The organism is Serratia sarumanii (assembly GCF_029962605.1).
In the GTDB taxonomy this organism is placed as follows: domain Bacteria; phylum Pseudomonadota; class Gammaproteobacteria; order Enterobacterales; family Enterobacteriaceae; genus Serratia; species Serratia sarumanii.
In genome coordinates this window covers 1,789,391-1,814,206 of sequence record NZ_CP124750.1, presented here as the reverse complement: position 1 = coordinate 1,814,206, position 24,816 = coordinate 1,789,391, and the positions used below count along the sequence as shown (strand labels likewise).

Sequence of the window (24,816 nt, the reverse complement as noted above, 5' to 3'; positions counted from 1 at the left end):
GGCCTGGCAGCCGCCAGGCCCAGGCTTACGGTTTTTTCTGCACCGGTACGCCAAGATCTTGCAGGTGTTCAACGAACACCGAAGGACGTTCACGATCCTGCAACAGCCACACCTGATGTTTAGCGCGCGTCAACGCGACATACAGCAGACGGCGCTCTTCGGCATCCGGGAAATCCTCCGGCTGCGGCAGCAGCACCTCTTCCAACACCGACTCGCGCGCCACGGCGGGGAAGCCGTCACGCCCATCATGCAAACCGGCGATGATGACGTATTCCGCCTGCTGCCCCTTGCTGGCGTGGATGGTCATAAATTCCAGATCCAGCTTGGGCCAGCGGGTGGCCGCCTTCGCCAGCGCTTCCGGTTTCAGATGATGGTAGCGCGCCAGCACCAGGATGCGCTCATCCGGCTTGGCGTAGCCGCTCAGTTTATCCAGCAAGGGCTCCAACTGCTCGTGCGGCAGGATCGCCACCGACTTTTTATTGCCCTTGCTCAGGCTGTTGAGCGGTTTTTTCAGCTGGTGCGGGTTCTGCTGCACGAACCGGTTGGCCACCTCGCCGATACGTTCGTTGAAACGATAAGTGGTGTCCAGCGCGCACTGCGCCCCTTCGCCGAAGTGGGTGGCAAAAGCCGTGGTTAACGTCAACTCTGCGCCGCTGAAGCGATAAATCGCCTGCCAGTCATCCCCCACCGCAAACAGGCAAGTCTGCTTGTTCTGCCGACGCAGCGCCGCCAGCAACAGCGCACGCTGCGGCGAGATATCCTGAAACTCATCGACCAGAATATGTTTCCACGGGCTGACGAAGCGCCCCTTGTCGAGAATGTTGACCGCCTGATGAATAAGGCCGGAGAAGTCCACCGCTCCTTCCTCTTTTAAGGCGCTTTTCCAGGCTTTCAATAGTGGCGCCATCAGCCGAATGCGTTTCGAAAACAGATCGCGGATTTCTTCATCCGCCTGCTCAATCATCTCCGCCTGGCTGCCGCCGTGCATGCGCATCAGCCCCAGCCAGCGTTCCAACCGGCCCGCCAGCCGGTCCGCCAGGCGTTTATCCTGCCAGAAGTCGCCTTCCGGCACGTCCCATTCCAGCTCCTCGGTCAACCATTGACGCCACCCCTTCGCCTGGGCTTTTTTCTCTGCACATTGCTCGCGCCAATGGGCAATCAGCAACGCTTTGCGCGCGCTGGCATCGGTTTCCAACCGGCTGATGGCCGGGGCTTTGCGGCTGCCTTGTTGAATGATCTGCAGCGCCAATGCATGGAATGTTTTGGCCTGAATACCGACATCGCCCAAACGTTCTTTGATGCGATCATTCATCTCACTCGCAGCCTGACGGCCGAACGCCAACAGCAAGATTTGGCCCGGCTCCGCCTCCTGACGGCGCAGCAGCCAGCCGGCGCGCGCCACCAGCACCGACGTCTTGCCGCTGCCGGCCCCCGCCAATACCAGGACGGAATCCTCGCCGTTGACCACCGCACGGCTCTGAGAGTCATTGAGCGGTGAGCTCTCGACGGTCTGGAAGAAGTCGTGATGTTGCTCCAGCATGCGATCGGTCCACTGCCGGTTGCGTTGGTCGACACTGCGTTGCCCCTGCTGCAGCCATTGCAGACACAGATGGTAATCGGCCCGGCAGTTATCGAATTCCTCCAGGCGCGCCACCGGCATTGGCAGCGCGGAGAAGGCTTCACGGATTTGCTGCTGCAGTTTGCCCAGCTCAGACTTTTTGAACCATTTATCTTGCTGCTCAATGCGCTGAATCTGTGCCACCTGCTGTTGCAACACGCCGGCACTGACCTCACTCATTTCGGCGCTCCACTGCTGCCACGCCTGCTGCAGATAGTGATAAAAACGCTGCGTTTCCTGCCACTCGGTGCCGTGCAGTCGCACCACTTTTTCGTCCGGCAATTCAAATTCCAGCTCGCCCCAGACGATGCCGCGCTTGCACCTGACCTGAATCAGTTGATTGAAGGGGATCAGGTATTCATGTTTTTCCCCGCTCACCTCAACGCCGGCGTGCAGCAACCGCACGCGGTTATAAGGGTGCTGAGCCAGGTGTTTCCCCAGCGATGTCGCTTTAAGTTCCATATCGTCGCGCCATGACTATGTTGAGATTAAATAACGGATATCTGCCAGTTTACCTGCGATAAGCAGTGGCACTCTAGCGCTAAAAAAAGGGTAGAATAGATTTTGCGTTTTTATCGTGAATACGCCCGCATCGCGGTTTGGCCAACATTAGAGCAGAATGACGTCTATGCGTACTGTACTGAATATTCTTAATTTTGTGTTGGGCGGTTTCTTCACCACGCTGGGTTGGCTCATCGCCACGGTGTTCAGCGTGCTGCTGGTCATCACGCTGCCGCTCACCCGCTCCTGCTGGGAAATCACCAAGCTGTCGCTGGTGCCGTTCGGCAATGAGGCAATCCACGTCGATGAGCTCTACCCGGAAAAAAGCAATGCGCTGCTCTCCGCCGGCGGCTCACTGCTCAACGTTATCTGGCTGGTGCTGTTCGGCTGGTGGCTGTGCCTGTCACACATCGCCGCCGGTATCGTGCAGTGCGTTTCGATCATCGGCATTCCGGTCGGCATCGCCAATTTCAAAATTGCCGCCATCGCGCTGTGGCCGGTGGGGCGCCGCGTCGTCTCGGTAGAAATGGCTCAGCAAGCGCGTATTGAGAATGCTCGCCGCCACTATCATCAGCGTTAATTTTTTCTCCGTTTGAGGAGTTTTTCGTGCGCTCTTTTGCACCCGCAGTACGTCGTTACACCTATAACAGCAATCTGCTGTATCACCTGCGCATCCTTATTGCGCTGATCGGCACCACCGCCGTTCCCTGGTGGCTGGGCATTCCCAAGCTGACCATCCCGCTGACGCTGGGCGTGGTGGCAGCGGCCCTGACCGACTTGGATGACCGCCTGGCCGGCAGGTTACGCAACCTGCTGATCACGCTGGTGTGCTTCTTTGTCGCCTCAGCTTCAATCGAGCTGCTGTTCCCCTATCCCTGGTTGTTCGCCCTTGGCTTAACCACGTCGACCTGCGGTTTTATCCTTCTGGGCGCCTTGGGGCAACGTTACGCCACCATCGCCTTCGGCGCACTGCTGATCGCGGTTTACACCATGCTCGGCACCGCCATGTACGATGCCTGGTATCAGCAACCGCTGCTGCTGGTGATCGGTGCGCTGTGGTACAACCTGCTGACGCTGGCGGGCCACCTGCTGTTCCCTATCCGGCCACTGCAAGAGAACCTGGCGCGCTGCTACGATCAACTGGCCAACTATCTGGATGCCAAAGCCAACCTGTTCGATCCCGACGCCGAACGCGACGCCGACCTGCCATGGATGGATGTTGCGATGGCCAACAGCGCGTTGGTCGCGTTGCTTAACCAGACCAAAGCCTCGCTGCTGACGCGCCTGAAAGGCGATCGCGGCCAGCGCGGCACCCGCCGTACCTTGCACTACTATTTTGTCGCGCAGGATATCCACGAACGCGCCAGCTCTTCCCACGTTCAGTATCACGCGCTCAGCCGGCAATTCCGCCACAGCGATATTTTATTCCGCTTCCAGCGTTTGCTGAGCATGCAGGCGCGCGCCTGCCGCCAACTGGCACAATCGATCCTGCTGCGGCAAAAATACCAGCACAACCCGCGTTTTGAGCCGGCCTTCAGCCGCATTCAGGAGGCCTTGGCGCGCATCGCCGAAACCCAGGGCAATTCAGAACAAACCAAGGCGCTGGCGCACCTGCTGAAAAACCTGCATGCGATCGATGCGCAGCTGGCCAATATTGAGTCAGAGCAGACACTGGCAAGCGGGCAAGCGGAAGAGAACAGCCTGGCCGACGATCGCTTAACCGGCTGGAGCGACATCCGCCTGCGCATCAGCCGCCATTTGACGCCGCAATCGGCCCTGTTCCGCCACGCGATCCGCATGTCGGTGGTGCTGTGCGTGGGTTACGCTTTCATCCAGTTCACCGGCATGCAGCACGGTTACTGGATCCTGTTGACCAGCCTGTTCGTCTGTCAACCGAACTACAACGCTACCCGCCGACGCCTGGCGCTGCGCATCATCGGCACCCTGGCCGGTATCCTGATCGGCCTGCCGATCCTCTATTTCGTGCCTTCACTGGAAGGACAGCTGGTGTTGATCGTCATCACCGGCGTTCTATTTTTCGCTTTCCGCACCGTCCAGTATGCCCACGCCACCATGTTCATCACGCTACTGGTCTTGTTATGCTTTAACCTGTTGGGTGAAGGATTCGAAGTAGCCGCCCCGCGCGTTTACGACACCTTGTTGGGCTGCGCCATCGCCTGGGCGGCGGTCAGCTTTATCTGGCCGGACTGGAAATTCCGCCAACTGCCGGCGGTGGTGGATAAAACCCTGAATGCCAACTGCCGTTATCTGGACGCCATTCTGGTGCAATACCACCAGGGTAAGGATAACGGCCTCGCCTACCGCATTGCGCGGCGAGATGCCCACAACAGCGATGCCGAACTGGCTTCGGTCATCTCCAACATGTCCGCCGATCCCAAGGCCGACAAGGAATTGCAGGAAGCCGCCTTCCGCCTGCTTTGCCTCAACCACACTCTCCTGAGTTATATCTCGGCGTTGGGGGCACACCGCGAGCGGCTGAATACCCCTGTCACCCTCGATCTGCTCAATGATGCCGTGTGTTACGTGGACGGCGCCTTGCATCAGGAAGAACGGAACAGCCAGCGCATTGTGCAAGCGCTGGAACAGCTGGCGGAGCGCATTCGCAGAGCCGTTCCGGAACCTGAAAGCAAAGAGCAGTTGGTGTTGCAACAGGTGGGGTTGATGCTCGAACTGCTGCCGGAGCTCACCGCACTCCACGCCCAAATCAATAAGGCAATCTAATTATTCAGGGCTCGCTCGATGGGCCCTGAACCACTGGCTCATGCCCATGGCGGCGCATCGCCATCGTATGCTCGAACCAGCGCACCAGTTCGTTGCGCAATTCGGCCGGCAACGCCGCCTGATGATAACCGGCTATCGCGCCGCCCAGCGACAGCAGCACACGCAGCCCCAGATTGGTCTGCTGTTGCAGCAGGCGGAGATAGCTGCGTTTAGCGCCTTGCAGCCGCAGGTCATAGGCGTTGCGGATACCCGCTCGCCATAGCAAGCGCTCCATGTTGACATCGATATTCGGCAACGCCTTCAATCGACCGTGATCGCCGGCCTTAAGCCGCTGCTCTCGACGCGCTTCCCTGACGGCCTGCCAGGCCAGCCCCACCAGCTCGTTGCGTTCCCGCCACAGCGACTCGTCAACCCAGTAATAACGCAAAGTGATGGGCACTCCACGCTTGGAATAGACCATATTGACCATCCCTCTGGCGCGAAAAGCCGGTTCCATGCTCGCCGTAGCCCGCAGGTACAACTCTCCTTCCGCTATCACTGCAAACATTACCCCCTCGGCCAGCAGGCCGTAGCCGCCAAACTGTGACCGCGTGGTGATGGCGCCCAGCGCCGCGAAGCAATTTTTAGCCTGTGCGATCCTTCGTATCGACATCCTTTTCATAGCGTTTCTCCTTTTTAGGTTCCGGTCGTATTATTTCTCTTATCAATGAAAAGAGTAACGTGAACAACTAATTAGGAAAATACGCACTATCCACCCGCATGCCAATCACAAAAAACACCGGTACAAAAAATGATCGCAATTATGCGAGCCGCTACGAAAATTTGGGTTGATCTTATCCCAAATCAGGGATACTGTATAAACATACAGTAACACGACGGGCGGGAACTTTATGCGTACTCAATCACTCTACCAACCTCATTTCAGCCAAGGCTCTTTTACAGCGCGCAATGCTGAGAAGAACACGGATGTCGGCAAAGAGAATGGCTTGATCAGTGAACTTGTTTACAACGAGCGCCAGCCCGCAGTGGCTCAATTGCTGTTGCCCCTGCTGCTGCAACTGGGCAAGCAGTCTCGCTGGCTTCTGTGGCTGACACCGCAGCAAAAATTAAGCAAGCAATGGCTGCAGCAATCCGGCCTGCCTGTAGATAAGATGGTGCAATTGAGCCAAATCAGCCCGGTGAATACGGTCGAGGCTATGGAAAAAGCGCTGCAAACGGGAAATTACAGCGTGGTTCTTGGCTGGTTGCCCGAGCTAACGGAGGAGGATCGTCTAAAATTAAGACGTGCGGCAGAATTGGGTAATGCCTATGGGTTTATCATGCGCCCTCAACGTGACATTAACCCGACTCACGGACACTGTTCCACCCTAAAAATTCACTCTTCTTTGTATCATTAAGTAAATTTAGGATTTTTCCCATCATTTTCGCACCCCATAAGCGGAACCTTTGCGGTGGAAGGCACAAAGCTAGTCCGGCTGCGGTTTGGCAAGTAAAAACGCCCAAGGAATCGCCGTTTTTTTAGGCTGAGAATGTTAGCAAATATGTACGATTCCGCGTTTTTTTTTAGAGCCTTATCACATCACACTTGTAACTTTCGCGCCACGTTGTAGACTTTACATCGCCAAGGTTGCTCTATAACGTCAGAAAAACTGGCGAGTAACAAACGAGGGCTTAAACCTTGGCGAAGGAATTTAACCAAGGGCTTAAAACAGCTTTAAAGCTCATTGCCTATTTGGATGATAACGAGGCGCAAAATGAAAAAGACAGCTATCGCATTAGCAGTGGCACTGGCAGGTTTCGCTACCGTAGCGCAAGCCGCTCCAAAAGATAACACTTGGTACACCGGTGCTAAACTGGGCTGGTCCCAGTACCATGACGTTGGCTTCTACGGCAACGGTTACCAGAACGGTATCGGCAACGGTCCTACCCACAAAGATCAGCTGGGTGCCGGCGCGTTCCTGGGCTACCAGGCAAACCAATACCTGGGCTTCGAACTGGGCTATGACTGGCTCGGCCGCATGCCTTACAAAGGCAGCGTGAACAACGGTGCTTTCAAAGCGCAGGGCGTTCAACTGGCCGCTAAACTGAGCTACCCAATTGCTGACGATCTGGACATCTACACTCGTCTGGGTGGTATGGTATGGCGTGCAGATTCCAAAGCTAACTACGGCCGTACTGGTCAGCGTCTGAGCGACCACGACACCGGCGTTTCTCCGCTGGCTGCTGTTGGTGTTGAATACGCACTGACCAAAAACTGGGCTACTCGCCTGGATTACCAGTTCGTAAGCAACATCGGTGACGCAGGTACCGTTGGCGCACGTCCAGACAACACCATGCTGAGCCTGGGCGTTTCTTACCGCTTCGGTCAGGATGACGTAGTTGCTCCAGCACCAGCTCCGGCTCCAGCTCCAGTTGTTGAAACCAAGCGTTTCACTCTGAAGTCTGACGTGCTGTTCAACTTCAACAAGTCTACTCTGAAAGCAGAAGGCCAACAGGCTCTGGATCAGCTGTACAGCCAGCTGAGCTCCATGGATCCTAAAGACGGTTCCGTAGTTGTTCTGGGTTACACCGACGCCGTTGGTTCTGACCAGTACAACCAGAAACTGTCCGAACAACGTGCACAGAGCGTTGTTGACTACCTGGTTTCCAAAGGCATCCCGTCAGACAAAATCTCTGCACGTGGTATGGGTGAAGCAGATGCAGTTACTGGCAACACCTGTGGCTACAAATCTGGCCGCGCTACCAAAGCTCAGATCGCTTGCCTGGCACCAGATCGTCGCGTAGAGATCGAAGTTAAAGGTATCAAAGACGTTGTAACTCAGCCTCAGGGCTAAGTTTACTCGCCTAATAAAAACCCCGCATAGCGGGGTTTTTTTTCGTCCTATTGTTGAAACCAAGCGCAACAAAGGCGCGCTCACGCACTTACTTGGGATCTTTGCCAAGAATCGCCTTCAAGTCTTCTTTCAACGACGACATCTGGTTCGCATACTTTTCTTTGCGTTCAGCGTCTTCGATAAGCTGCACGACGGTTTCCGACAGCGTAACGCCACGTCGGCGCGCCAGGGCAGCCAATCGTTGCCAAACCAAAAACTCCAGATCGATAGATTTTTTACGCGTATGCTGATGTTCTGCGTTAAAATGACGTTTACGGCGGGCGCGGATCGTTTGTTTCATCCGGTTATCCAGTTCCGGATTCATGTGAGCGGCAATCCATGCAAGTACCTTTACCGGCTCATTTTCCAGCTTCAGCAGCTCGTTAACCGCCTCCTGAGCAGCGCTGTTTTCAATGTAGCGGGTAATGAGTTCCCCTTCCCGATGTTTCTTCACCAGGTACTTCCATTTCCAACCGCTCTCCAGATTTTCCAGTTGCTGATATTTCATCTTGAGCTCTTCAGTGACCGCGTAACTTCAAATAAGCATAACAGCTTTGCGCCAAATTTCCCCGGCAATTAAGCCGTCTTTTAGACTGTTTTTTGCACAGTCACCGCGCGATGTCAAACTCCCTGATGCCAACTGGCACTCCGCATGTATCAAGCCGCCGTTATTCTTGTATAATCGCCCTTTCCCTTTTTAACGATTGCATCTAACACTTTGACCAATAACCGACTTGAATGGCAATCTTTATTGCCGGACGTAACGCCTTATCAGGCGATATTTGATACCGCCGCTCAGTTGGCACCCGTGCCCTTTTCCGCCATTCAGCCTCGGCTGGAAAATGCCCTGACGCTATTTTGCCACCCCCAATCGCCACCGCGTTTCATGCTGTTGAAGGCGCAAGAAACACGAGAGTATCTGGAACTGATCGCTCACGCCGTCACGCCACTGCTGCCGAAAAACACGGCATGCCGCGGCAGCCACTATGTCATTCAGGATGGCAAAGTCAGCGTAGAGCCGGCCAGCCGTGGCGATGAACCTTTTGCCGCCGGCGGCGCTTGCCTGTTCCAGGAGTGGGTTGAGCCGGAGCAACTGTTTGGCTGCGTACGGATCCACAATGGCGACATCACCCTGCAGCCGGGTCTGGTGCACCAGGCCAACGGCGGCATTTTGATTCTGTCGGCCCGTGCCCTGTTGGCTCAGCCGTTGCTATGGCTGCGGCTGAAGCAAATGATCGGCCAACGTCAGTTCCATTGGGTTTCGCCAGACGAAACCCGCCCGCTGCCGGTAGCCATTCCGCCAATGCCGCTGGAGCTGCGGCTGATTGTGGTCGGCGATCGCCACGGCCTGGCCGATTTTCACGATATCGAGCCGGAACTGAGTGAACAAGCGGTCTACGGTGAATTCGAAGACGATCTGCAGCTGACTGAAGTTGATGATATGGCGCAGTGGTGCGGCTACGTCAATGGCGTGATTGCCGACCAGCAGTTGCCGATGCTGGCGAGCGACGCCTGGGCGCCGCTGATCGTTCAGGCCGTGCGTTACAGTGGCGACCAGGGCATCCTGCCACTCTCGCCGGTTTGGCTTGGCCAGCAGCTGTCCGAAGCCGCACTGTATGCCGAAGAAGATCGCATTACGGCCAAAGCGTTCGAAGCGGCGTTAAATGCCCGCGAATGGCGTGAAAGCTATCTGGCCGAACGTATGCAGGATGAAATCGAGCTGGGCCAGATTCTGATTGAGACCGAGGGTGAAGTGATCGGGCAAATCAACGGCCTGTCAGTCCTGGATTATCCCGGCCATCCACGCAGTTTTGGCGAACCGTCGCGCATCAGTTGCGTTGTGCACCTCGGCGACGGCGAGTTCACCGACGTCGAGCGCAAAGCCGAACTGGGTGGCAACCTGCACGCTAAAGGCATGATGATCATGCAGGCGTTTTTGATCGCCGAGCTGGATCTGGATCAGCAGTTACCCTTCTCCGCTTCCATCGTCTTTGAGCAATCTTACGGTGAAGTAGACGGCGACAGCGCCTCGCTGGCTGAACTGTGCGCGTTGATCAGCGCCCTGTCACAGCAACCGATCACCCAGCAGATCGCCGTCACCGGCTCCGTCGACCAATTCGGCAACGTACAGCCGATAGGTGGCGTTAACGAAAAGATCGAAGGTTTCTTCGAGGTTTGTTTGCGCCGCGGCCTGACGGGCAAACAGGGCGTCGTATTGCCCGCGACCAACGTGCGCCACCTGTGCCTGCGCCAGGATGTCGTCGACGCGGTACGCGAAGGGCAATTCCATCTGTGGGCGGTAGAGAGCGCGGCGGAAGCCTTGCCTTTGCTCACAGGTTGCCTCTACTCTGACGAACAACAGCCGAACTTGTTGGCGGCCATTCAGGAACGGATTGCGCAGGTGAGCCTGCAGGAACGCCGTCGTCCGTGGCCGCTGCGCTGGCTCAACTGGTTCAACCACGGCTGATCGGACTTGTTCAGCGTACACGTGTTAGCTAACCTGCGTCCTTCATTAAAATAAGGCTTACTGAGAACATGGTAGATAAACGCGATTCCTATACGAAAGAAGACCTCGAAGCATCCGGCCGTGGCGAGCTGTTCGGCGCCGGTGGCCCACCGTTGCCGGCAGGTAACATGTTGATGATGGACCGCGTGGTCAAGATGACCGAAGACGGCGGAACTCACAACAAAGGTTATGTGGAAGCGGAGCTGGATATTAATCCGGACCTATGGTTCTTCGGTTGCCACTTTATCGGCGATCCGGTCATGCCAGGCTGCCTGGGCCTGGATGCGATGTGGCAGCTGGTCGGTTTCTACCTCGGTTGGCTGGGTGGCGAAGGCAAAGGCCGCGCGCTGGGCGTCGGTGAAGTCAAGTTTACCGGCCAGGTGCTGCCAACCGCGAAGAAAGTGACCTACCGCATTAACTTCAAACGCGTCATCACCCGCAAGCTGATCATGGGCGTCGCCGATGGCGAAGTGCTGGTTGACGGCGAAGTGATCTATACCGCCACCGATCTGAAAGTGGGCCTGTTCAAGGACACCACAGCGTTCTGATCACGCTGAGGAGAAGGCGGCCATCGTCTTCCTCTTCGCATGCCATCACGCCCAGCGTGATGGCATTTCTTTCACTTCTCGTTTAAAGACTACTCACCTCCTTTAATTGCCCGCTGCCGAAACGTTTTTCCCCCTGTCTCCACCCTATTCCTACCCGAACGCAGGCCAGTTGAGCGAGGCCTCTCCCCGCAGCCCGCACCGACGCGATAGCGGTTTTTTCCATCCGGTCATTTTCTTGCCCCTCAAAATCGCCTAGTATAGCTATCATGTAACTACAATAAATGTATCCACAAAGAGGCGATATGCAAAAAACCCGCTTTAGCGATACACCTTGCCCCGTCGCACGTTCGTTAGATCGCGTCGGAGAATGGTGGAGCATCCTGATCCTGCGTGATGCCTTTCAGGGATTGTCCAAGTTCGACGAATTCCAACAAAGTCTGGGGATTTCACCCACTCTCCTGGCCCGACGCCTGAAGGATTTAGTGGCCCACGGCATTCTGCATAAGCAACGTTATCAAACGCGGCCGGTTCGCTATCAATATCTGCTCACCGAACGCGGCAACGATTTTCTTCCCGTACTGGCCGCTCTCTCACAATGGGGCAATCGCCATTTGATCGACGGTGACATTAGCGCCTTGTTAGTCGACGGCCGCACCGATCGGCCGATCCAGGTCCAGTTGATCAACGTCGAGACCCAACAGCAGGTGCCGCCGCAGTTTATTACGTTGGCACCGGGGCCTGCGGCAAATGACGGCATACGTCAACGCGCCGAACTAATGCGGCAGCGGCGCCTCGCCGATTTATCCGAACTCACCAAGGAGCAGTCATGAGCAATCGTCGTATCGTTATTACCGGCATGGGCGCCGTTTCACCGTTAGGGTGCGGCGTGGAGGCCATCTGGCAACGTTTATTAAAAGGAGAGTCCGGCATTCGGGCTTTGCCTGACGAGATCATTGCAGATTTGCCGGTCAAGGTCGGGGGGCAAGTCCCCGAACTGGCGCAAGATGCCGAGGCGGGATTCAACCCAGACGCGTCCGTCGCCCCCAAGGACCAAAAGAAAATGGATCGCTTTATACTGTTTGCCATGGCGGCGGCGGATGAAGCCGTTCGTCAGGCCGGCTGGATAGCCGATACGGAGGAAAAACAAGAGCGAACTGCCACCGTCATCGCCTCGGGCATTGGCGGCTTCCCGGCCATTGCCCAGGCGGTGCGCACTACGGACAGCCGCGGCGCCAAGCGCCTGTCGCCATTCACCATCCCCTCTTTCCTGGTCAATCTGGCGGCCGGTCACGTTTCCATCAAGCATCACTTCAAAGGCCCGATTGGCGCACCGGTCACCGCCTGTGCGGCCGGCGTGCAGGCCATTGGCGACGCGGTGCGTATGATCCGCAATGATGAGGCCGATATCGCCCTGTGCGGCGGTACCGAAGCCGCTATCGACACCGTAAGCCTGGGCGGATTCGCCGCCGCGCGCGCCATGTCCACCGCACCGGCCGAGTTGGCGCGACAGGCCTCCCGGCCTTTCGACAGCGCCCGGGACGGTTTTGTCATGGGGGAAGGCGCCGGCATGCTGGTGATTGAAACGCTGGAGCATGCGCGGGTGCGCGGCGCTACGCCGCTCGCGGAAATCGTCGGCTATGGCACCAGCGCCGACGCCTACCACATGACCTCCGGCGCTGAAGACGGCAACGGCGCCTATCGGGCGATGAAAATCGCGTTGAAGCAGGCGAATGTCGCCCCAGAAGAGGTTCAGCATTTAAACGCGCACGCGACTTCGACACCCGTAGGCGATTTAGGCGAAATCAATGCCATCAAGCACCTGTTTGGCACCACCGGGACTGTCGCAGTGACCTCGACGAAATCAGCGACCGGGCACCTGCTCGGCGCCGCCGGCGGGCTGGAAACCATCTTTACCGCCCTGGCTCTGCGCGATCAGATAGCTCCTGCAACGCTGAATCTGGATAACCCCGATCCGGCGGCGGCAGGCTTGCATCTGGTCGCGAAACGGGCGGAATCGATGAATATGACCTACGCCTTATCAAACGGCTTTGGCTTTGGCGGCGTGAATGCGAGTATTTTACTGAAACGCTGGCAGGACGAATAAACGGCACAAACAAAAACCTCCGCCAAAGGCGGAGGTTATTCCTTTTATTTGACAGGGAGCCGCTTAAGCGGTCACAGCCCTGTCTTCCATGGCTTCTCGCCAACCTCCCAGCCATTGAGACCGGGCGTCCACCGATGATTGGTAGGGACAATGTTCCCTGGAACGCCCTAAAATACCTGCCTGATACCCTCTCGAATGCGCCCTTTCCAGACGATCGCGTTTCTGTCTCTTCATGCCTCGTTTCCCTCATTTTGGTCTGGTGGAAAGAAAACAATGGCTGCTTTTTGCGCAGCCACGAGTAATCAATAGCGCTAAAAGAAGAGAAGATCAATGCGCAAAATTCACGCCAATGTCATAATTGTGAGCTACGCCCGAGGAAAGTGCTAAGTGGCTGATCTGCCGGGGAAGGATTTAACCGTTTGAAATTAAATAGAAATCCCTGCCAGCGAAGAAAACCGAATTTTCACGCTGACAGGGATTAGACGATTTTAGACCAAATTATGACTAAATGCCGCCCATCTGTGCTGCGATAGCCTGAGCTTCCTGCTGCCAGCCCTGCGCCAGGGTGCGCACCAGGGCATCATAGCCGTCCTCGCCCTGTTTCAATTCCAGGCTGAAAGGCCGTTTGATCAAGCGCCCCTGGCGGTTCAGCACCCACTCGCCGCGAACGATCGCCTTGCCGTCAAAGCGGCCGTGGAAGCCGCTGATAGTGACGTTTAGCACATCCTGATCGCTGCTCATCGGCTGCGAAGAGACCACCCAGCCCGGCAGCGCGCTGCTCAGGTTGGTGACCAGCGTTTGCTGCAGCTGCTGGTCGAGCGGGCTGGCCCACAGATTGTTCTGCGCTATCACATACTGCACGTCGTTGGTCTGATACACCACGCCGCTCTGCGCCAGATAATCCGCCACGCTCACGTGCTCCAGCCACAGCTGGCGCGTGGAGGCACCGCTGCTGCCGGCCGCGGCCGGCGCACCCAGCGCCGGCAACTGATAGTAGGTCTTCTGTGGCGAACTGCTGCAGGCGCTGAGCAACAGCGCCAGGGCTACCGGGATCCATTTCATCATTTCGTGGCCTTCTTCGGCTGAGGGTCAGTGCTGCCGGCGGCTTCAAACACCAGCGCGTTGCTCTTCTCATTCAGGGTGCGCAGCACCGGTTGCAGCTCACGCAACACCTGGTCGAGGCGCTGCATATCGCCCACCATCTTGTTGTAAGCCGGCGAACCAGGCTGGAACCCTTTCATGCTGCGGTTCAGCTCCAGCAGGGTTTTCTGCATGTCCTGCGGCAGCGCCTGCATCTCTTTGCTGGCGATGATGTCGTTCAGCGACTTCATGGTCTGCTGCGTCGATTTCATGGTTTTCTGACTTTCCGCCAGCGTTTTGGTCGCTTCGTTGATCATCGGATTGATCGGCATCGAATTAATCTTATCCAACGTCTGCATCAGTTTCTGCTGGATCTGCGCCAGACCGCCGCTGGTGGTCGGCATCAGCGGATAACCGAACAGCTCGCGCGGCCCTTTCCACGGTTTCTCCTGCGGATAGAAGTCGAGATCGATGTACAGCGAACCGGTCAGCAGGTTGGCGGACTTCATCGAGGCGCGCATGCCGCGGGACTCGGCGTCTTTCAAATGCCCTTCGATATCGAAATTGCCGCCCAGCTCTTTCTGGAAGCGATCCGGCTCGATGCGGATCAACACCGGAATGCGGTAATCGTTGTCCAGGCGCTGCGCCATCCCCTCTTTGTAGAACGGCACCTGCGCCACCGTGCCCAGACGAATGCCGCGGAACTCGACCGGGGCGCCCGGCTGCAGGCCGCGCACCGAGTCGGAGAAGAACAGCAGGTAGTCCTTATGCACGGTATACAGCGAATCCTGCGTGCTGCGCTGGTTGTCGAACAGCTGGTACTCCGCCTTCTCTTTCGCCTGTTCGCCGCGATCCCAGCCCTCCGGCACGTCAAAACTGACGCCGCCGCTGAACAGGGTGGTCAGCGACCCCATCTCCACCCGCATGCCCTGCGCCGACATGTCGAACGCCACGCCGCTGTCTTTCCAGAAGCGCACGTTGGTGGTAACCAGCTGATCGTAAGGCGCGGTAATGAACAGCTGATAGCGCATGGCGCGCGTTTTAGGATCGAAATAGCTGGTTTCCACCGAGCCGACGCGGTAGCCGCGGAACAGCACCGGATCGCCGGCGTTGAGCTGGCCCGATCTTTCGCTGTCCAGCACGATGCGCAGCCCTTTGGCATCCGGAGAGGCCAGCGGCGGCGCGTCGAGCAGCTGATAGTTGTCTTTGCCGTCTTTGCCCTTGTTGCCCGGCTGCAGTTCGATATAGGCGCCGGAGAGCAGCGTGCCCAGCCCGGAGACGCCTTCACGGCCGATCTGCGGCTTCACCACCCAGAAGGCGGAGTCCTGGCGCAGCAATTTCTCCATGCCCGAATTAAGGCGCGCCTGCACCATCACCTTGCTCAGATCCTCGCTCAGCGTGACAGTTTCCACCACGCCGACGTCCACGCTGCGGCTTTTGATTTTGGTTTTACCCGCTTCCAGCCCTTCCGCCGTCGTGGTGACCAGCGTCACTACCGGCCCCTGATGGCTGAAGTGGTAAAACAGGATCCAGGCGCCGATCAGCGCGGTCACGATGGGAATGATCCACACCGGCGACCAGCGCTTGATCTTCTCGACGTCCGCGACGCTATGATTATTTTCCGTCACCTTGCGGCTCCTTGTTGATTGTTTCACTTGCGCGATCCCAGGTCAGCCGGGGATCAAATGTCATGGCGGCGAACATGGTGAGGATCACCACCAGCGCGAACAGCACGGCGCCCGTCGCGGGGTAAATGCTCATCAACTGCCCCATTCGCACCAGCGCCGACAATACGGCGATCACAAACACGTCGATCATTGACCAGCGGCCAACGAATTCGACCACTTCATAAATCAGATGCATGCGCTCGCTGTCGGCGCGCGGTTTCTTCCTGCCGTTGGCATCCCAGCACAGCCAGCCGATCGCCAGCATTTTCAGCGACGGCACCATGATACTGGCGATGAAAATCACCAGCGCCACCGGATAAGAGCCGTCGCCCCACAGCAGGATCACCCCCGCCATGATGGTGGAGTTCATTTTGTTGCCCAGCGCCTCGGTCACCATGATCGGCATAAGGTTGGCCGGAATGTACAGCATGACGGAGGTCACCAGCAGCGCCAGCGTCCACTGCAGGCTGTGGCGGCGACGCACGTAGCCGTTGGTGTGGCAGCGCGGGCAGCGCACCTGATTGGCCGGCAGGATCGCCGTGCAGCAGGCGCAAGAGCGCACGCCCTGCCGCATGCCGGTGCGCCCCACCGTCAGCGGGCGATCGAGGCGCGGCGCCGGTTCGATGTCCTGCCACAGCCAGCGCCGATCCACGCACTGGAAGGCGCGCACCTGCAGCAGGCAGAACAGGCAATAAGGCACGAAGCTGCTGCCGATGCCGATATCGCCGTAGGCCATCAGCTTGACGAAGCTGACCAGCACCCCGGCGAGGAAAATTTCCACCATGCACCAGGTCTTGAACTGGAACAGCACCCGGGCCATCCACTCTTTCAGCCCCAGCGGCAAACGCACTTTGGCACACAGCAGAATGATCGCCACCATGCAAAACGCCGGGATCAGCTGCACGAACACCATAAACAGCGTGGCCATGCTGGCGTAGTCTTCCGCCACCATGACTTCCGGAATTTGAATCAGCCGGATTTCATTGCCGATGCCGGCGACGCGCATGTTGATAAACGGGAAAATGTTGGCCAGCACCAGCATGAACAGGGCGCTGAGGGCGTAACCGATCGGCCGCTTGCGCGGCTCGTCCCAGCGGGCGCTGAGCGTGGTTTTGCAGCGCGGGCAGACCGCTTTGCTGCCATAGGCCAGCGGCGGCAGCGCCACCAGCATGTCGCACTGCGGGCACAGCATCAGGTTATCCTGGTGCTCCGCCGAAGGTGCGGAATGACTATGCTGCTGATGATTGTTGTGGGAACACACCATATTCCTCCTAAATAACGTTGCTCACCGGCACGTCGATACCGCCCGCAGCAGCGCGCGGGCGGTATCGCAACGGTCAGCCGTTTTTCATCGCTTCCAGCTCTTCCCAGCGGGCGAAGGCCTGCTCGAGCGCCTGCTCGGCGTTAGCCAGCGCCGTCAGCACTTGTTGCGTTTCGCTGTGCGGCCGCGTGAAGAAGTCGGCATCGCTCATCTGCGCCTGCAGCGCTTCGATTTCCGCCTCCAGCTGTTCGAGCCGCTGCGGCAACTGTTCCAGTTCGCGCAGCAGGTTGTAACTCAGCTTGGCCGCCGCTTTCTTCGGCTGCTCGGCCTTTTTCTCCGCCGCCGGTTTGCTCGTGCTCGGCGCCGCCTGACGAATCGGTTTCGCCGTAGCGCGCTGATGATGCGCATCGTAGTAACCGCCGACGAAAGCGTTGATCACGCCGTTGCCTTCAAAGATCCAACACTCGGTCACCGAGTTGTCGACGAACTGACGATCGTGGCTGACCAGCAGCACGGTGCCCTGATAGCCGTCGATCAGCTCTTCCAGCAGCTCCAGCGTTTCGACGTCGAGATCGTTGGTTGGTTCATCGAGGATCAGCAGATTGCTCGGTTTCAGAAACAGCTTAGCCAACAGCAGGCGGTTACGTTCACCGCCCGACAGCGCCTTCACCGGCGTCATCGCGCGTTTCGGGTGGAACAGGAAGTCCTGCAGGTAGCCCAAGACGTGACGAGGACGACCGTTGACCATCACTTCCTGTTTGCCTTCCGCCAGGTTGTCCATCACCGTGCGCTCCGGATCGAGATCCGCGCGGTGCTGATCGAAATAGGCCACTTCCAGCTTGGTGCCGCAGTGCACGCGGCCGCTGTCGGCTTTCAGCTGACCGAGCATCAGTTTCAGCAGCGTGGTTTTGCCGCAGCCGTTCGGCCCCACCAGCGCAATCTTGTCGCCGCGCTGTACCTGGGCGGAAAAATCGCGCACCAGCACTTTTTCGCCCACCTGATAATTGACGTTTTCCAGCTCGAACACGATTTTGCCGGAGCGGGTCGCCTCTTCCACCTGCATCTTGGCGGTGCCCATCACTTCGCGGCGCTGCGAACGCTCGACGCGCAGCGCCTTCAGCGCACGCACGCGGCCTTCGTTACGGGTACGGCGCGCCTTGATGCCCTGACGGATCCAGACCTCTTCCTGCGCCAGCTTGCGATCGAACTCGGCGTTTTGCAGCTCTTCCACCCGCAGCGCTTCTTCTTTGCTCTGCAGATACAGATCGTAATTGCCCGGCCAGGAAACCAGCTTGCCGCGATCCAGATCGACGATGCGCGTCGCCATGTTGCGGATAAACGAACGGTCGTGCGAGATGAAGACGATGCTGCCGTCGAACTCTTTCAGGAAGCCTTCCAGCCAGTCGATGGTTTCGATATCCAGGTGGTTGGTCGGTTCGTCGAGCAACAGCACGCGCGGCGAGCTCACCAGCGCGCGGCCCAGAGCCGCTTTACGCAGCCAGCCGCCCGACAGCGAGGAAAGCTCGGCGTCGCCGTTCAGCCCCAGCTGCAGCAGCACTTCGCTGATGCGGCTGTCGAGCTGCCACAGCCCCTGGTGATCGAGGATCTCCATGATTTGCGCCATGCGCGCCAGATTTTTCTCGCTAGGGTCGCTCTCCACCAGATGGGAAATCGCATGGTACGCCTTCAGGTGTTCCGCCTGCTCCGCGACGCCTTCGGCCACGAAGTCGAACACGCTGCCGCCGATATTGCGCGGCGGATCCTGTTGCAGGCGCGCCACGATCAGATCCTGCTCGTAGATCACCCGGCCGTCGTCCAGCGGGATCTCTTTGCCGAGGATCTTCAGCAGCGTGGATTTGCCGGCGCCGTTGCGCCCGACCAGACACACGCGCTCGTTGTCTTCGATATGAATTTCGGTGTTGTCTAAAAGCGGCGCATCGCTGAAAGAGAGCCAGGCGCCGGACATGCTGATTAACGACATAGTAATTATTTTCCTTCGCCGGCGTGAGTCACCAGCCAGCAGTTGTGGATCTGACGGTTACGGGCAAAGTCCTGCGACAGCGTCTTGGCGGTGATCTCTTTCGCCTCCAGGCCCAGCGCGCTCAGCCCTGCCATATCCATTTGGAAACCGCGCTTGTTGTTCGAGAACATGATGGTCCCGTTGCGGCGCAGCAACCGTTTCAAATCTTTCATCAGCGCCAGATGATCGCGCTGCACGTCAAAAGTGTTCTCCATCCGCTTGGAGTTGGAGAACGTCGGCGGATCGATGAAGATCACGTCGAACTGTTCGTTGGCGTTGCTCAGCCACGACAGGCAGTCGGCCTGGATCAGCCGATGCTGACGGCCGGTCAGGCCGTTGGCGCGCAGGTTCTTCTCCGCCCATTCCAGGTAGGTACGCGACATGTCCACCGTGGTGGTGCTGCGCGCGCCGCCCAACCCGGCGTGCACGCTGGCGGTGCCGGTATAGGCAAACAGGTTGAGGAAGTCCTTGCCGCCGCTCATCTCGCCCAGCATGCGGCGCGCAATACGGTGATCGAGGAACAGGCCGGTATCGAGATAGTCGGTCAGGTTAACCCACAGCTTGGCGTTATACTCTTCCACCAGCAGGAACTCGCCCTTCTGCGCCAGCTTCTCGTACTGATTCTTGCCCTTCTGCCGCTCGCGCGTTTTCAGGATCAGCTGATTCGATGGCAATTCCAGCACCGCCAGCGTCGCGTTGATCACATCGAACAGGCGTTGACGCGCTTTCTGCGCATCGACGGTTTTCGGCGGCGCATACTCCTGCACCACCACCTTGCTGCCGTAACGATCCACCGCGACGTTGTATTCTGGCAGATCGGCATCGTACAGGCGGTAGCATTCAATGCCCTGCTGTTTCGCCCACTTGTCGAGCTTCTTCAAGTTTTTGCGCAGACGGTTGGCGAAATCTTCCGCCACCTGCACGCCGCCGGTAGTGGCGCCGGCCGGGTTCGCCGCCAGCTGATAGTTTTTCTGCACGCACTCCAGCGGGCCGTTCTTCGCCTTGAACTGGCGCTCGGCGCGCAGCTGCAGGCAGCTCAACAGCTCCGGCGAGGCGCTGAACAGCGACAGTTGCCAACCGCCGAAGGCGCTTTTCATCACGCGGCCCAGCATGTTGTGCAGCGCGATCAGCGCCGGTTCGCTTTCCAGACGCTCACCGTACGGCGGATTGCTGATCACGGTGCCGTGCGGGCCTTCCGGCAGCGGATTGGTCAAGCGCGCCACGTCGCCGACGTTGAAAGTGATCAGCTCGGCGACGCCGGCGCGGCGGGCGTTGCCGCGCGCCATCTCAATCACCCGGCGATCGATATCGGAACCGAAGAAGCGAGAGGCGGTTTCCTGCAGGCCCCGGCGCGCGCGCACCTGCGCTTCGGCGGTGACTTCACGCCACAGTTCGGCGTTGTGGCCATTCCAGGCGCTGAAGCCCCAGTGCTGGCGGTGCAGGCCAGGCGCGCGATCGGCGGCGATCATCGCCGCTTCGATCAACAGCGTGCCGGAGCCGCACATCGGATCGAGCATCGGCGTGCCCGGCTGCCAGCCGGAACGCAGCACGATGGCGGCCGCCAGGTTTTCCTTCAGCGGCGCCTGGCCGGTGAGATCGCGGTAGCCGCGCTGATGCAGGCCTTCACCGCTCAGATCGAGGGCCACGCTGGCCATATCGCGTTGCAGGAAGACGTTAACGCGAATATCCGGCTGCTGCTTGGCGACCGTCGGGCGTTGGTCGAGTTTGCGGGTGAAGCTGTCGACGATGGCGTCTTTCACCTTCAGCGCGCCATACTGGCTGTTGCGGATCTCTTCGTTCACGCCGCTGAAATGCACGGCAAAGGTTTTATCCACGCCAAAAATGCTCGGCCAGTCGATCGCCTGCACCCCGAGGTACAGATCCAGATCGCTGTGCACGCGGAATTCGTTCAGTGGCAACAGAATGCGCGAAGCCAGGCGGCTCCACAGCAGGCTTTGGTACAGAAGACGATCGTCACCCTGAAAATGTACTCCACCCTGCACCACTTTGCAGTCGTGAGCGCCAAGCGCTTCCAGCTCGCTTTTTAACAGTTCTTCCAATCCACGCGCCGTGCTGGCAAACAGAGAGTTCATATCGTGCTTATCACCAAAAAGAAAATTGTTGCGCATTATAGCTAATCCGCACCGCTTGTCATAAAGTTGCTCCCTTCTATTTAATAATCGCACGGAGATGAGGGTGATCACGCTTTCCAGACTCTACGTCCATCCGGTTAAATCACTGCGCGGTCTGCAGCTTTCTTACGCCCAGGTCGGCAGCAGCGGTCTGGCCTTCGACCGCAACTTTATGATCACCGAGCCGGATGGCACCTTTATTACCGCGCGCCAATACCCGCAGATGGTGCTGTTCACGCCGGCGCTGCTGCCGGACGGGCTATTCCTGAGCGCGCCGGACGGCGAAAGCGCCGCCATTCGCTTCAGCGACTTCGCCGCCGCGCCGCAGCCGACCGAGGTGTGGGGCAACCATTTCACCGCGCTGATCGCGCCGGATGAGATCAACCGCTGGCTGAGCGGCTATTTCCAGCGCGACGTTGAACTGCGCTGGCTGGGGCCGGAGTTGACCCGACGGGTGAAAAAACACCCCGAAATCCCGCTGACCTTTGCCGACGGCTACCCTTATCTGCTGATTAACCAGGCTTCGTTCAACGATCTGCAGCGGCGTTGCCCCGGCAGCATCAAGCTGGAGCAGTTCCGCCCCAATCTGGTGGTGAGCGGCGCAGCCGCCTGGGCCGAGGACGGTTGGCAGGTGATCCGCGTCGGCGACGTGATGTTCGATCTGGTGAAACCCTGCAGCCGCTGCGTGCTCACCACCGTCAGCACCGAGCGCGGCCGCAAGCACCCGAGCGGCGAACCGCTGAGTACGCTGCAAAAATTCCGCTCCGCCGACAACGGCGATATCGATTTCGGCCAGAACATGATCGCGCGCAGCAGCGGCATCATCCGCGTGGGCGATACGGTGGAAGTGCTGTCGACCAAGCCGCCGCGCCCTTATGGCGCCGGCAAAGTGGTGGAGAGCGTGCAGGCGCCGCAAGACAGCGAGCACAGCGTCACTATCGAATATGAAGGAAAGGTGTTTACCGGCAACAACCAGCAGATCCTGCTCGAACAGCTGGAACAGCAAGGCATTCGCGTGCCTTACTCCTGCCGCGCCGGGATTTGCGGCAGCTGCCGCATTACGTTGTTGAGCGGTGAGGTCGCGCCGCTGAAGAAAAGCGCGCTGGGCGACAACGGCACCATCCTGTGCTGCAGCTGTATCCCAAAAAGTGATTTGACGTTGGCGTAATCCGCCTTATACCGCCCTGTCGTAAGCCGGGGCGGCGCTTTCATCCTGCGCGCAGGGTTTCAGCCGATCGTGCATCACCTTGATGGCGTCGCCCAATACCATGGTGCGGCCGGCGACCGTCAGTTGATTTTGCGCCAGCAGGCACAGGCTGGCGTTATCCCCGGCCTCCACCACCAGCAAGCGCGCTTCCACGCCGCTTTCCATCACCTTCACCGCCGCCAGCTCGCCGTTTTTCGGCTGCAGCGGGTAATGCTGCTGCGAGAAATGCCAGCTCTTCGGCATCAGCGGTTTCAGGAAGCGGTAGGCGACCAGCGCATTCAACACCAGCTCGGCGCGCTGCTCATGGCTGAGTTTGATCTGCTTGCACTGTTCTTCATAGGTGAAATAAAGGGCGGCGTCATCCACGCAAAAAGCGCATTCATCGAAGGCGTCCGGCGTTAACATTTTGGCCGGGAAACGTGAACGGAAGATCATACCATTAGCTAAATCCAGCATTAGCCGATCGTGTTCGGCATCAAAATACCAACGCCAATTATCGTCAGGTTTTATCTTCATTTCGTATCCTTCTCGCTGCCTATGCCAACGCCGCACTCACCCTAAAAGGCGATTTTATCACCGATAAAATAGCTTAAACATCGGATAATTCCGCGAACGATATTTATGCTAACGAACAAAATATAGACGAGCCGGGGGCAGAAATAAACCCCCGGAATAAAATGAGAGGAAAAATATTAGATATGGGTAACGATATCTTTAATCAAACGCGGGCCGTGATAGATAAATCCGGAATAAATTTGCAGCAGGCTCGCGCCGGCCTCCATTTTTTCGCGCGCCGCCGTCAGCGAATCGATGCCGCCCACGCCGATAATCGGCAGGCGCCCTTGCAGTTCGGTGGAAAGACGACGGATCACTTCCGTGCTGCGCGATTGCAACGGACGCCCACTTAATCCGCCTGCTTGTTCGCAGTAATTTAACCCCTGGATCAATTTTCGATCCAAGGTGGTATTGGTGGCGATCACGCCATCGATATTATGCCGCACCAGGCTATCGGCAATTTGGATCAATTCGTCTTCTGAAAGATCCGGCGCGATCTTTACCGCCACCGGCACATATTTGTGATGGCGCGCATGTAATTCCTGCTGCTTATTTTTAATCGCAGCCAAAAGATCGTCCAGCGCTTCGCCATACTGTAAGGATCGTAACCCCGGGGTATTCGGTGAAGAGATGTTAATCGCGATATAACCGGCATACGGATAAACTTTATCCATGCAGATCAAATAATCGTCTTTACCCTGTTCGACCGGGGTGTCTTTATTCTTGCCGATATTGATCCCAAGAATGCCGCCGAAATGGGATTTCTTAACGTTTTCAACCAGATTGTCCACGCCATGGTTATTGAACCCCATGCGGTTGATCAGGCCTTCCGCCTCAATCACGCGGAACAAGCGCGGCTTGTCGTTGCCCGGCTGCGGGCGCGGCGTCACGGTGCCGACTTCCACATGGCCGAAGCCCATCGCGCCGAACGCATCGATGCATTCGCCGTTTTTATCCAGACCGGCGGCCAATCCCAACGGGTTTTTAAACGACAGCCCCATGCAGCTGACCGGTTTGGTCGGCACGGACTGACGGACAAGAAACGCTAATGGGGTGCCGGTAATACGGCTGAGCTGACGAAAGGTCACTTCGTGCGCGCGCTCGGGATCGAGCTGGAACAACGCTTTCCTGATGAGGGGGTAGTACATGGACTCTCCTGATTTCCCGGTTGCAAACCGGGGGCGTATTATCCGGTATCCCCCGCCTAATTGGAATTGATTAAAGGCAAAAAAAGCGGTTTTTACGCAATCGTTTTCCCGCTTCACCGCCAAATCGGCGCCAATCCGCTTTTGCGCATATCCAAATCAAAAAATGAGATTTAAAAAACGCGCCCGGTTGCTGGTAGGTTTAAAACACTTCTCATTGATTTTCTAATTAAACCTAACTTTTAGTTATAAGGAGTGGCAATGCGCGTTATATCACTGGCCGGCAGCCCACGCATCCCATCACGTTCCGCCGCACTGCTCGCGCTGAGCCAGAACTGGCTGCGGCAGCAAGGGGTGGAAGTGACGGCTTATACCCTGCACGACTTCGATGCCGAAGACCTGCTGTATGCCAACTTCAACAGCCCGGCGATCAAGGCGTTTGCCGACCAGCTGGCGCAGGCCGACGGCCTGCTGATTTCCACGCCGGTTTATAAAGCGTCGTTTTCCGGTGCGCTGAAGACCTTGCTGGATCTGCTGCCGGAACGAGCTCTGGATCATAAGGTGGTGCTGCCGCTGGCGACCGGCGGTTCTGTCGGCCACATGCTGGCGGTGGACTATGCGCTCAAACCGGTGCTGGCAGCGCTGAAAGCGCAGGAAGTGCTGCACGGCGTATTCGCCGACGACAGCCAGATCCAACTGACCGGCGAAGGCGCCACGCTCACCGACGCCGTCGCCGCCCGGCTGGAAGAGGCGCTGGCCAGTTTCTATCTGGCGCTTGGCCGCCGCAAACCGCCCGCGCTGCGCGTCGCCTCGCCGCTGGCGGCACGTCAGACCGCCTGAAAGGCCTGGAAAAGGAG

Annotated in this window: 21 protein-coding genes; 10 read left to right on the top strand and 11 right to left on the bottom strand. The window is 58.0% G+C overall.

From position 1 onward, the window contains the following. Positions 1 to 25 precede the first annotated feature (25 nt). Positions 26 to 2,080: a DNA helicase IV gene (gene helD / locus SSARUM_RS08555; protein ID WP_033637897.1), complete on the bottom strand. Its 2,055-nt coding sequence runs from the start codon at positions 2,078 to 2,080 to the stop codon at positions 26 to 28. A 166-nt stretch (positions 2,081 to 2,246) separates the two neighbouring features. Between helD and SSARUM_RS08550 the strand changes: the two genes are divergently transcribed. Together SSARUM_RS08550 and yccS are read left to right on the top strand one after the other, a co-directional pair. Beyond that, positions 2,247 to 2,699: a YccF domain-containing protein gene (locus SSARUM_RS08550; protein ID WP_033637896.1), complete on the top strand. Its 453-nt coding sequence runs from the start codon at positions 2,247 to 2,249 to the stop codon at positions 2,697 to 2,699. 26 nt (positions 2,700 to 2,725) lie between these two features. Next, the gene (yccS, locus tag SSARUM_RS08545; protein WP_060387546.1) at positions 2,726 to 4,861 is read left to right on the top strand and encodes a YccS family putative transporter; all 2,136 of its coding nucleotides are present in this window, start codon (positions 2,726 to 2,728) and stop codon (positions 4,859 to 4,861) included. Positions 4,862 to 4,865: 4 nt separating this feature from the next. Here yccS and SSARUM_RS08540 read toward each other — a convergent pair whose 3' ends face one another. Continuing rightward, positions 4,866 to 5,522 (bottom strand): TfoX/Sxy family DNA transformation protein, encoded by a 657-nt coding sequence (locus tag SSARUM_RS08540; RefSeq protein ID WP_060426533.1) that lies wholly within the window; start codon positions 5,520 to 5,522, stop codon positions 4,866 to 4,868. A 229-nt stretch (positions 5,523 to 5,751) separates the two neighbouring features. Between SSARUM_RS08540 and sulA the strand changes: the two genes are divergently transcribed. Both sulA and ompA read left to right on the top strand, forming a co-directional pair. Further along, a complete protein-coding gene (sulA, locus tag SSARUM_RS08535; protein ID WP_033646571.1) occupies positions 5,752 to 6,258 on the top strand; it encodes an SOS-induced cell division inhibitor SulA in 507 nt (168 codons plus the stop codon). 357 nt (positions 6,259 to 6,615) lie between these two features. Continuing rightward, positions 6,616 to 7,695, top strand: a complete 1,080-nt coding sequence (gene ompA / locus SSARUM_RS08530) for a porin OmpA (RefSeq protein WP_033638719.1) — start codon at positions 6,616 to 6,618, stop codon at positions 7,693 to 7,695. A gap of 88 nt (positions 7,696 to 7,783) precedes the next feature. Here ompA and matP read toward each other — a convergent pair whose 3' ends face one another. Further along, on the bottom strand, positions 7,784 to 8,242 hold the full coding sequence (matP, locus tag SSARUM_RS08525; RefSeq protein WP_004928138.1) for a macrodomain Ter protein MatP: 459 nt from the start codon (positions 8,240 to 8,242) through the stop codon (positions 7,784 to 7,786). 210 nt (positions 8,243 to 8,452) lie between these two features. On the opposite strand from matP, the gene SSARUM_RS08520 reads away from it, so the two are divergent. The 4 genes from SSARUM_RS08520 (at position 8,453) to fabF (ending at position 12,892) form a co-directional block, all read left to right on the top strand. Then, entirely contained in the window at positions 8,453 to 10,201 is a 1,749-nt protein-coding gene (locus SSARUM_RS08520) for an AAA family ATPase (RefSeq protein WP_033646573.1), read from the top strand. Between the two features lie 68 nt (positions 10,202 to 10,269). Continuing rightward, positions 10,270 to 10,788 (top strand): bifunctional 3-hydroxydecanoyl-ACP dehydratase/trans-2-decenoyl-ACP isomerase, encoded by a 519-nt coding sequence (gene fabA, locus SSARUM_RS08515; RefSeq protein ID WP_004928144.1) that lies wholly within the window; start codon positions 10,270 to 10,272, stop codon positions 10,786 to 10,788. Between the two features lie 302 nt (positions 10,789 to 11,090). Further along, entirely contained in the window at positions 11,091 to 11,618 is a 528-nt protein-coding gene (locus SSARUM_RS08510; RefSeq protein WP_033637890.1) for a winged helix-turn-helix transcriptional regulator, read from the top strand. Next, positions 11,615 to 12,892, top strand: a complete 1,278-nt coding sequence (gene fabF, locus SSARUM_RS08505) for a beta-ketoacyl-ACP synthase II (protein ID WP_033646574.1) — start codon at positions 11,615 to 11,617, stop codon at positions 12,890 to 12,892. Before SSARUM_RS08510 ends, fabF begins: the two co-directional genes overlap by 4 nt. A 63-nt stretch (positions 12,893 to 12,955) precedes the next feature. On the opposite strand, the gene rmf is transcribed toward fabF, so the two are convergent. The 6 genes from rmf to rlmKL form a co-directional block, all read right to left on the bottom strand. Next, positions 12,956 to 13,126, bottom strand: coding sequence for a ribosome modulation factor (rmf, locus tag SSARUM_RS08500; protein WP_004928150.1), 171 nt, complete (start codon positions 13,124 to 13,126; stop codon positions 12,956 to 12,958). A 270-nt stretch (positions 13,127 to 13,396) separates the two neighbouring features. After that, on the bottom strand, positions 13,397 to 13,957 hold the full coding sequence (gene pqiC, locus SSARUM_RS08495) for a membrane integrity-associated transporter subunit PqiC (protein WP_033646576.1): 561 nt from the start codon (positions 13,955 to 13,957) through the stop codon (positions 13,397 to 13,399). Beyond that, the gene (gene pqiB, locus SSARUM_RS08490) at positions 13,954 to 15,600 is read right to left on the bottom strand and encodes an intermembrane transport protein PqiB (RefSeq protein ID WP_033646578.1); all 1,647 of its coding nucleotides are present in this window, start codon (positions 15,598 to 15,600) and stop codon (positions 13,954 to 13,956) included. Before pqiB ends, pqiC begins: the two co-directional genes overlap by 4 nt. Next, on the bottom strand, positions 15,587 to 16,903 hold the full coding sequence (pqiA, locus tag SSARUM_RS08485; RefSeq protein WP_071883795.1) for a membrane integrity-associated transporter subunit PqiA: 1,317 nt from the start codon (positions 16,901 to 16,903) through the stop codon (positions 15,587 to 15,589). Before pqiA ends, pqiB begins: the two co-directional genes overlap by 14 nt. A gap of 73 nt (positions 16,904 to 16,976) precedes the next feature. Next, complete coding sequence (locus SSARUM_RS08480) at positions 16,977 to 18,881, bottom strand: ABC transporter ATP-binding protein (protein WP_049195835.1); 1,905 nt, start codon at positions 18,879 to 18,881, stop codon at positions 16,977 to 16,979. A 5-nt stretch (positions 18,882 to 18,886) separates the two neighbouring features. Further along, positions 18,887 to 21,013 carry a bifunctional 23S rRNA (guanine(2069)-N(7))-methyltransferase RlmK/23S rRNA (guanine(2445)-N(2))-methyltransferase RlmL gene (gene rlmKL / locus SSARUM_RS08475; RefSeq protein ID WP_089185444.1) on the bottom strand — a complete coding sequence of 709 codons (2,127 nt, stop codon included), beginning with the start codon at positions 21,011 to 21,013 and terminating at the stop codon, positions 18,887 to 18,889. Between the two features lie 103 nt (positions 21,014 to 21,116). On the opposite strand from rlmKL, the gene SSARUM_RS08470 reads away from it, so the two are divergent. Beyond that, positions 21,117 to 22,220: a YcbX family protein gene (locus SSARUM_RS08470; RefSeq protein WP_043147166.1), complete on the top strand. Its 1,104-nt coding sequence runs from the start codon at positions 21,117 to 21,119 to the stop codon at positions 22,218 to 22,220. A 6-nt stretch (positions 22,221 to 22,226) separates the two neighbouring features. Here the strand turns inward: SSARUM_RS08470 and SSARUM_RS08465 are convergent, their stop codons facing one another. Then, complete coding sequence (locus SSARUM_RS08465; protein ID WP_033637882.1) at positions 22,227 to 22,775, bottom strand: cell division protein ZapC; 549 nt, start codon at positions 22,773 to 22,775, stop codon at positions 22,227 to 22,229. Positions 22,776 to 22,951: 176 nt separating this feature from the next. Next, positions 22,952 to 23,962, bottom strand: a complete 1,011-nt coding sequence (gene pyrD / locus SSARUM_RS08460) for a quinone-dependent dihydroorotate dehydrogenase (protein ID WP_033646580.1) — start codon at positions 23,960 to 23,962, stop codon at positions 22,952 to 22,954. A 258-nt stretch (positions 23,963 to 24,220) separates the two neighbouring features. Between pyrD and ssuE the strand changes: the two genes are divergently transcribed. Then, positions 24,221 to 24,799: an NADPH-dependent FMN reductase gene (ssuE, locus tag SSARUM_RS08455; RefSeq protein ID WP_033646581.1), complete on the top strand. Its 579-nt coding sequence runs from the start codon at positions 24,221 to 24,223 to the stop codon at positions 24,797 to 24,799. The last annotated feature ends 17 nt before the right edge of the window (positions 24,800 to 24,816 follow it).

What these genes read in the sequence shown, in the direction of transcription:
- SSARUM_RS08480 (WP_049195835.1), bottom strand. Translation starts at nt 18,881, where the DNA reads ATGTCGTTAATCAGCATGTCCGGCGCCTGGCTCTCTTTCAGCGATGCG.
- SSARUM_RS08540 (WP_060426533.1), bottom strand. Translation starts at nt 5,522, where the DNA reads ATGAAAAGGATGTCGATACGAAGGATCGCACAGGCTAAAAATTGCTTC.
- SSARUM_RS08550 (WP_033637896.1), top strand. Translation starts at nt 2,247, where the DNA reads ATGCGTACTGTACTGAATATTCTTAATTTTGTGTTGGGCGGTTTCTTC.
- matP (WP_004928138.1), bottom strand. Translation starts at nt 8,242, where the DNA reads ATGAAATATCAGCAACTGGAAAATCTGGAGAGCGGTTGGAAATGGAAG.
- rmf (WP_004928150.1), bottom strand. Translation starts at nt 13,126, where the DNA reads ATGAAGAGACAGAAACGCGATCGTCTGGAAAGGGCGCATTCGAGAGGG.
- sulA (WP_033646571.1), top strand. Translation starts at nt 5,752, where the DNA reads ATGCGTACTCAATCACTCTACCAACCTCATTTCAGCCAAGGCTCTTTT.
- pqiA (WP_071883795.1), bottom strand. Translation starts at nt 16,903, where the DNA reads ATGGTGTGTTCCCACAACAATCATCAGCAGCATAGTCATTCCGCACCT.
- rlmKL (WP_089185444.1), bottom strand. Translation starts at nt 21,013, where the DNA reads ATGAACTCTCTGTTTGCCAGCACGGCGCGTGGATTGGAAGAACTGTTA.
- ssuE (WP_033646581.1), top strand. Translation starts at nt 24,221, where the DNA reads ATGCGCGTTATATCACTGGCCGGCAGCCCACGCATCCCATCACGTTCC.
- helD (WP_033637897.1), bottom strand. Translation starts at nt 2,080, where the DNA reads ATGGAACTTAAAGCGACATCGCTGGGGAAACACCTGGCTCAGCACCCT.
- pyrD (WP_033646580.1), bottom strand. Translation starts at nt 23,962, where the DNA reads ATGTACTACCCCCTCATCAGGAAAGCGTTGTTCCAGCTCGATCCCGAG.
- pqiC (WP_033646576.1), bottom strand. Translation starts at nt 13,957, where the DNA reads ATGATGAAATGGATCCCGGTAGCCCTGGCGCTGTTGCTCAGCGCCTGC.
- SSARUM_RS08465 (WP_033637882.1), bottom strand. Translation starts at nt 22,775, where the DNA reads ATGAAGATAAAACCTGACGATAATTGGCGTTGGTATTTTGATGCCGAA.
- fabA (WP_004928144.1), top strand. Translation starts at nt 10,270, where the DNA reads ATGGTAGATAAACGCGATTCCTATACGAAAGAAGACCTCGAAGCATCC.
- SSARUM_RS08510 (WP_033637890.1), top strand. Translation starts at nt 11,091, where the DNA reads ATGCAAAAAACCCGCTTTAGCGATACACCTTGCCCCGTCGCACGTTCG.
- ompA (WP_033638719.1), top strand. Translation starts at nt 6,616, where the DNA reads ATGAAAAAGACAGCTATCGCATTAGCAGTGGCACTGGCAGGTTTCGCT.
- fabF (WP_033646574.1), top strand. Translation starts at nt 11,615, where the DNA reads ATGAGCAATCGTCGTATCGTTATTACCGGCATGGGCGCCGTTTCACCG.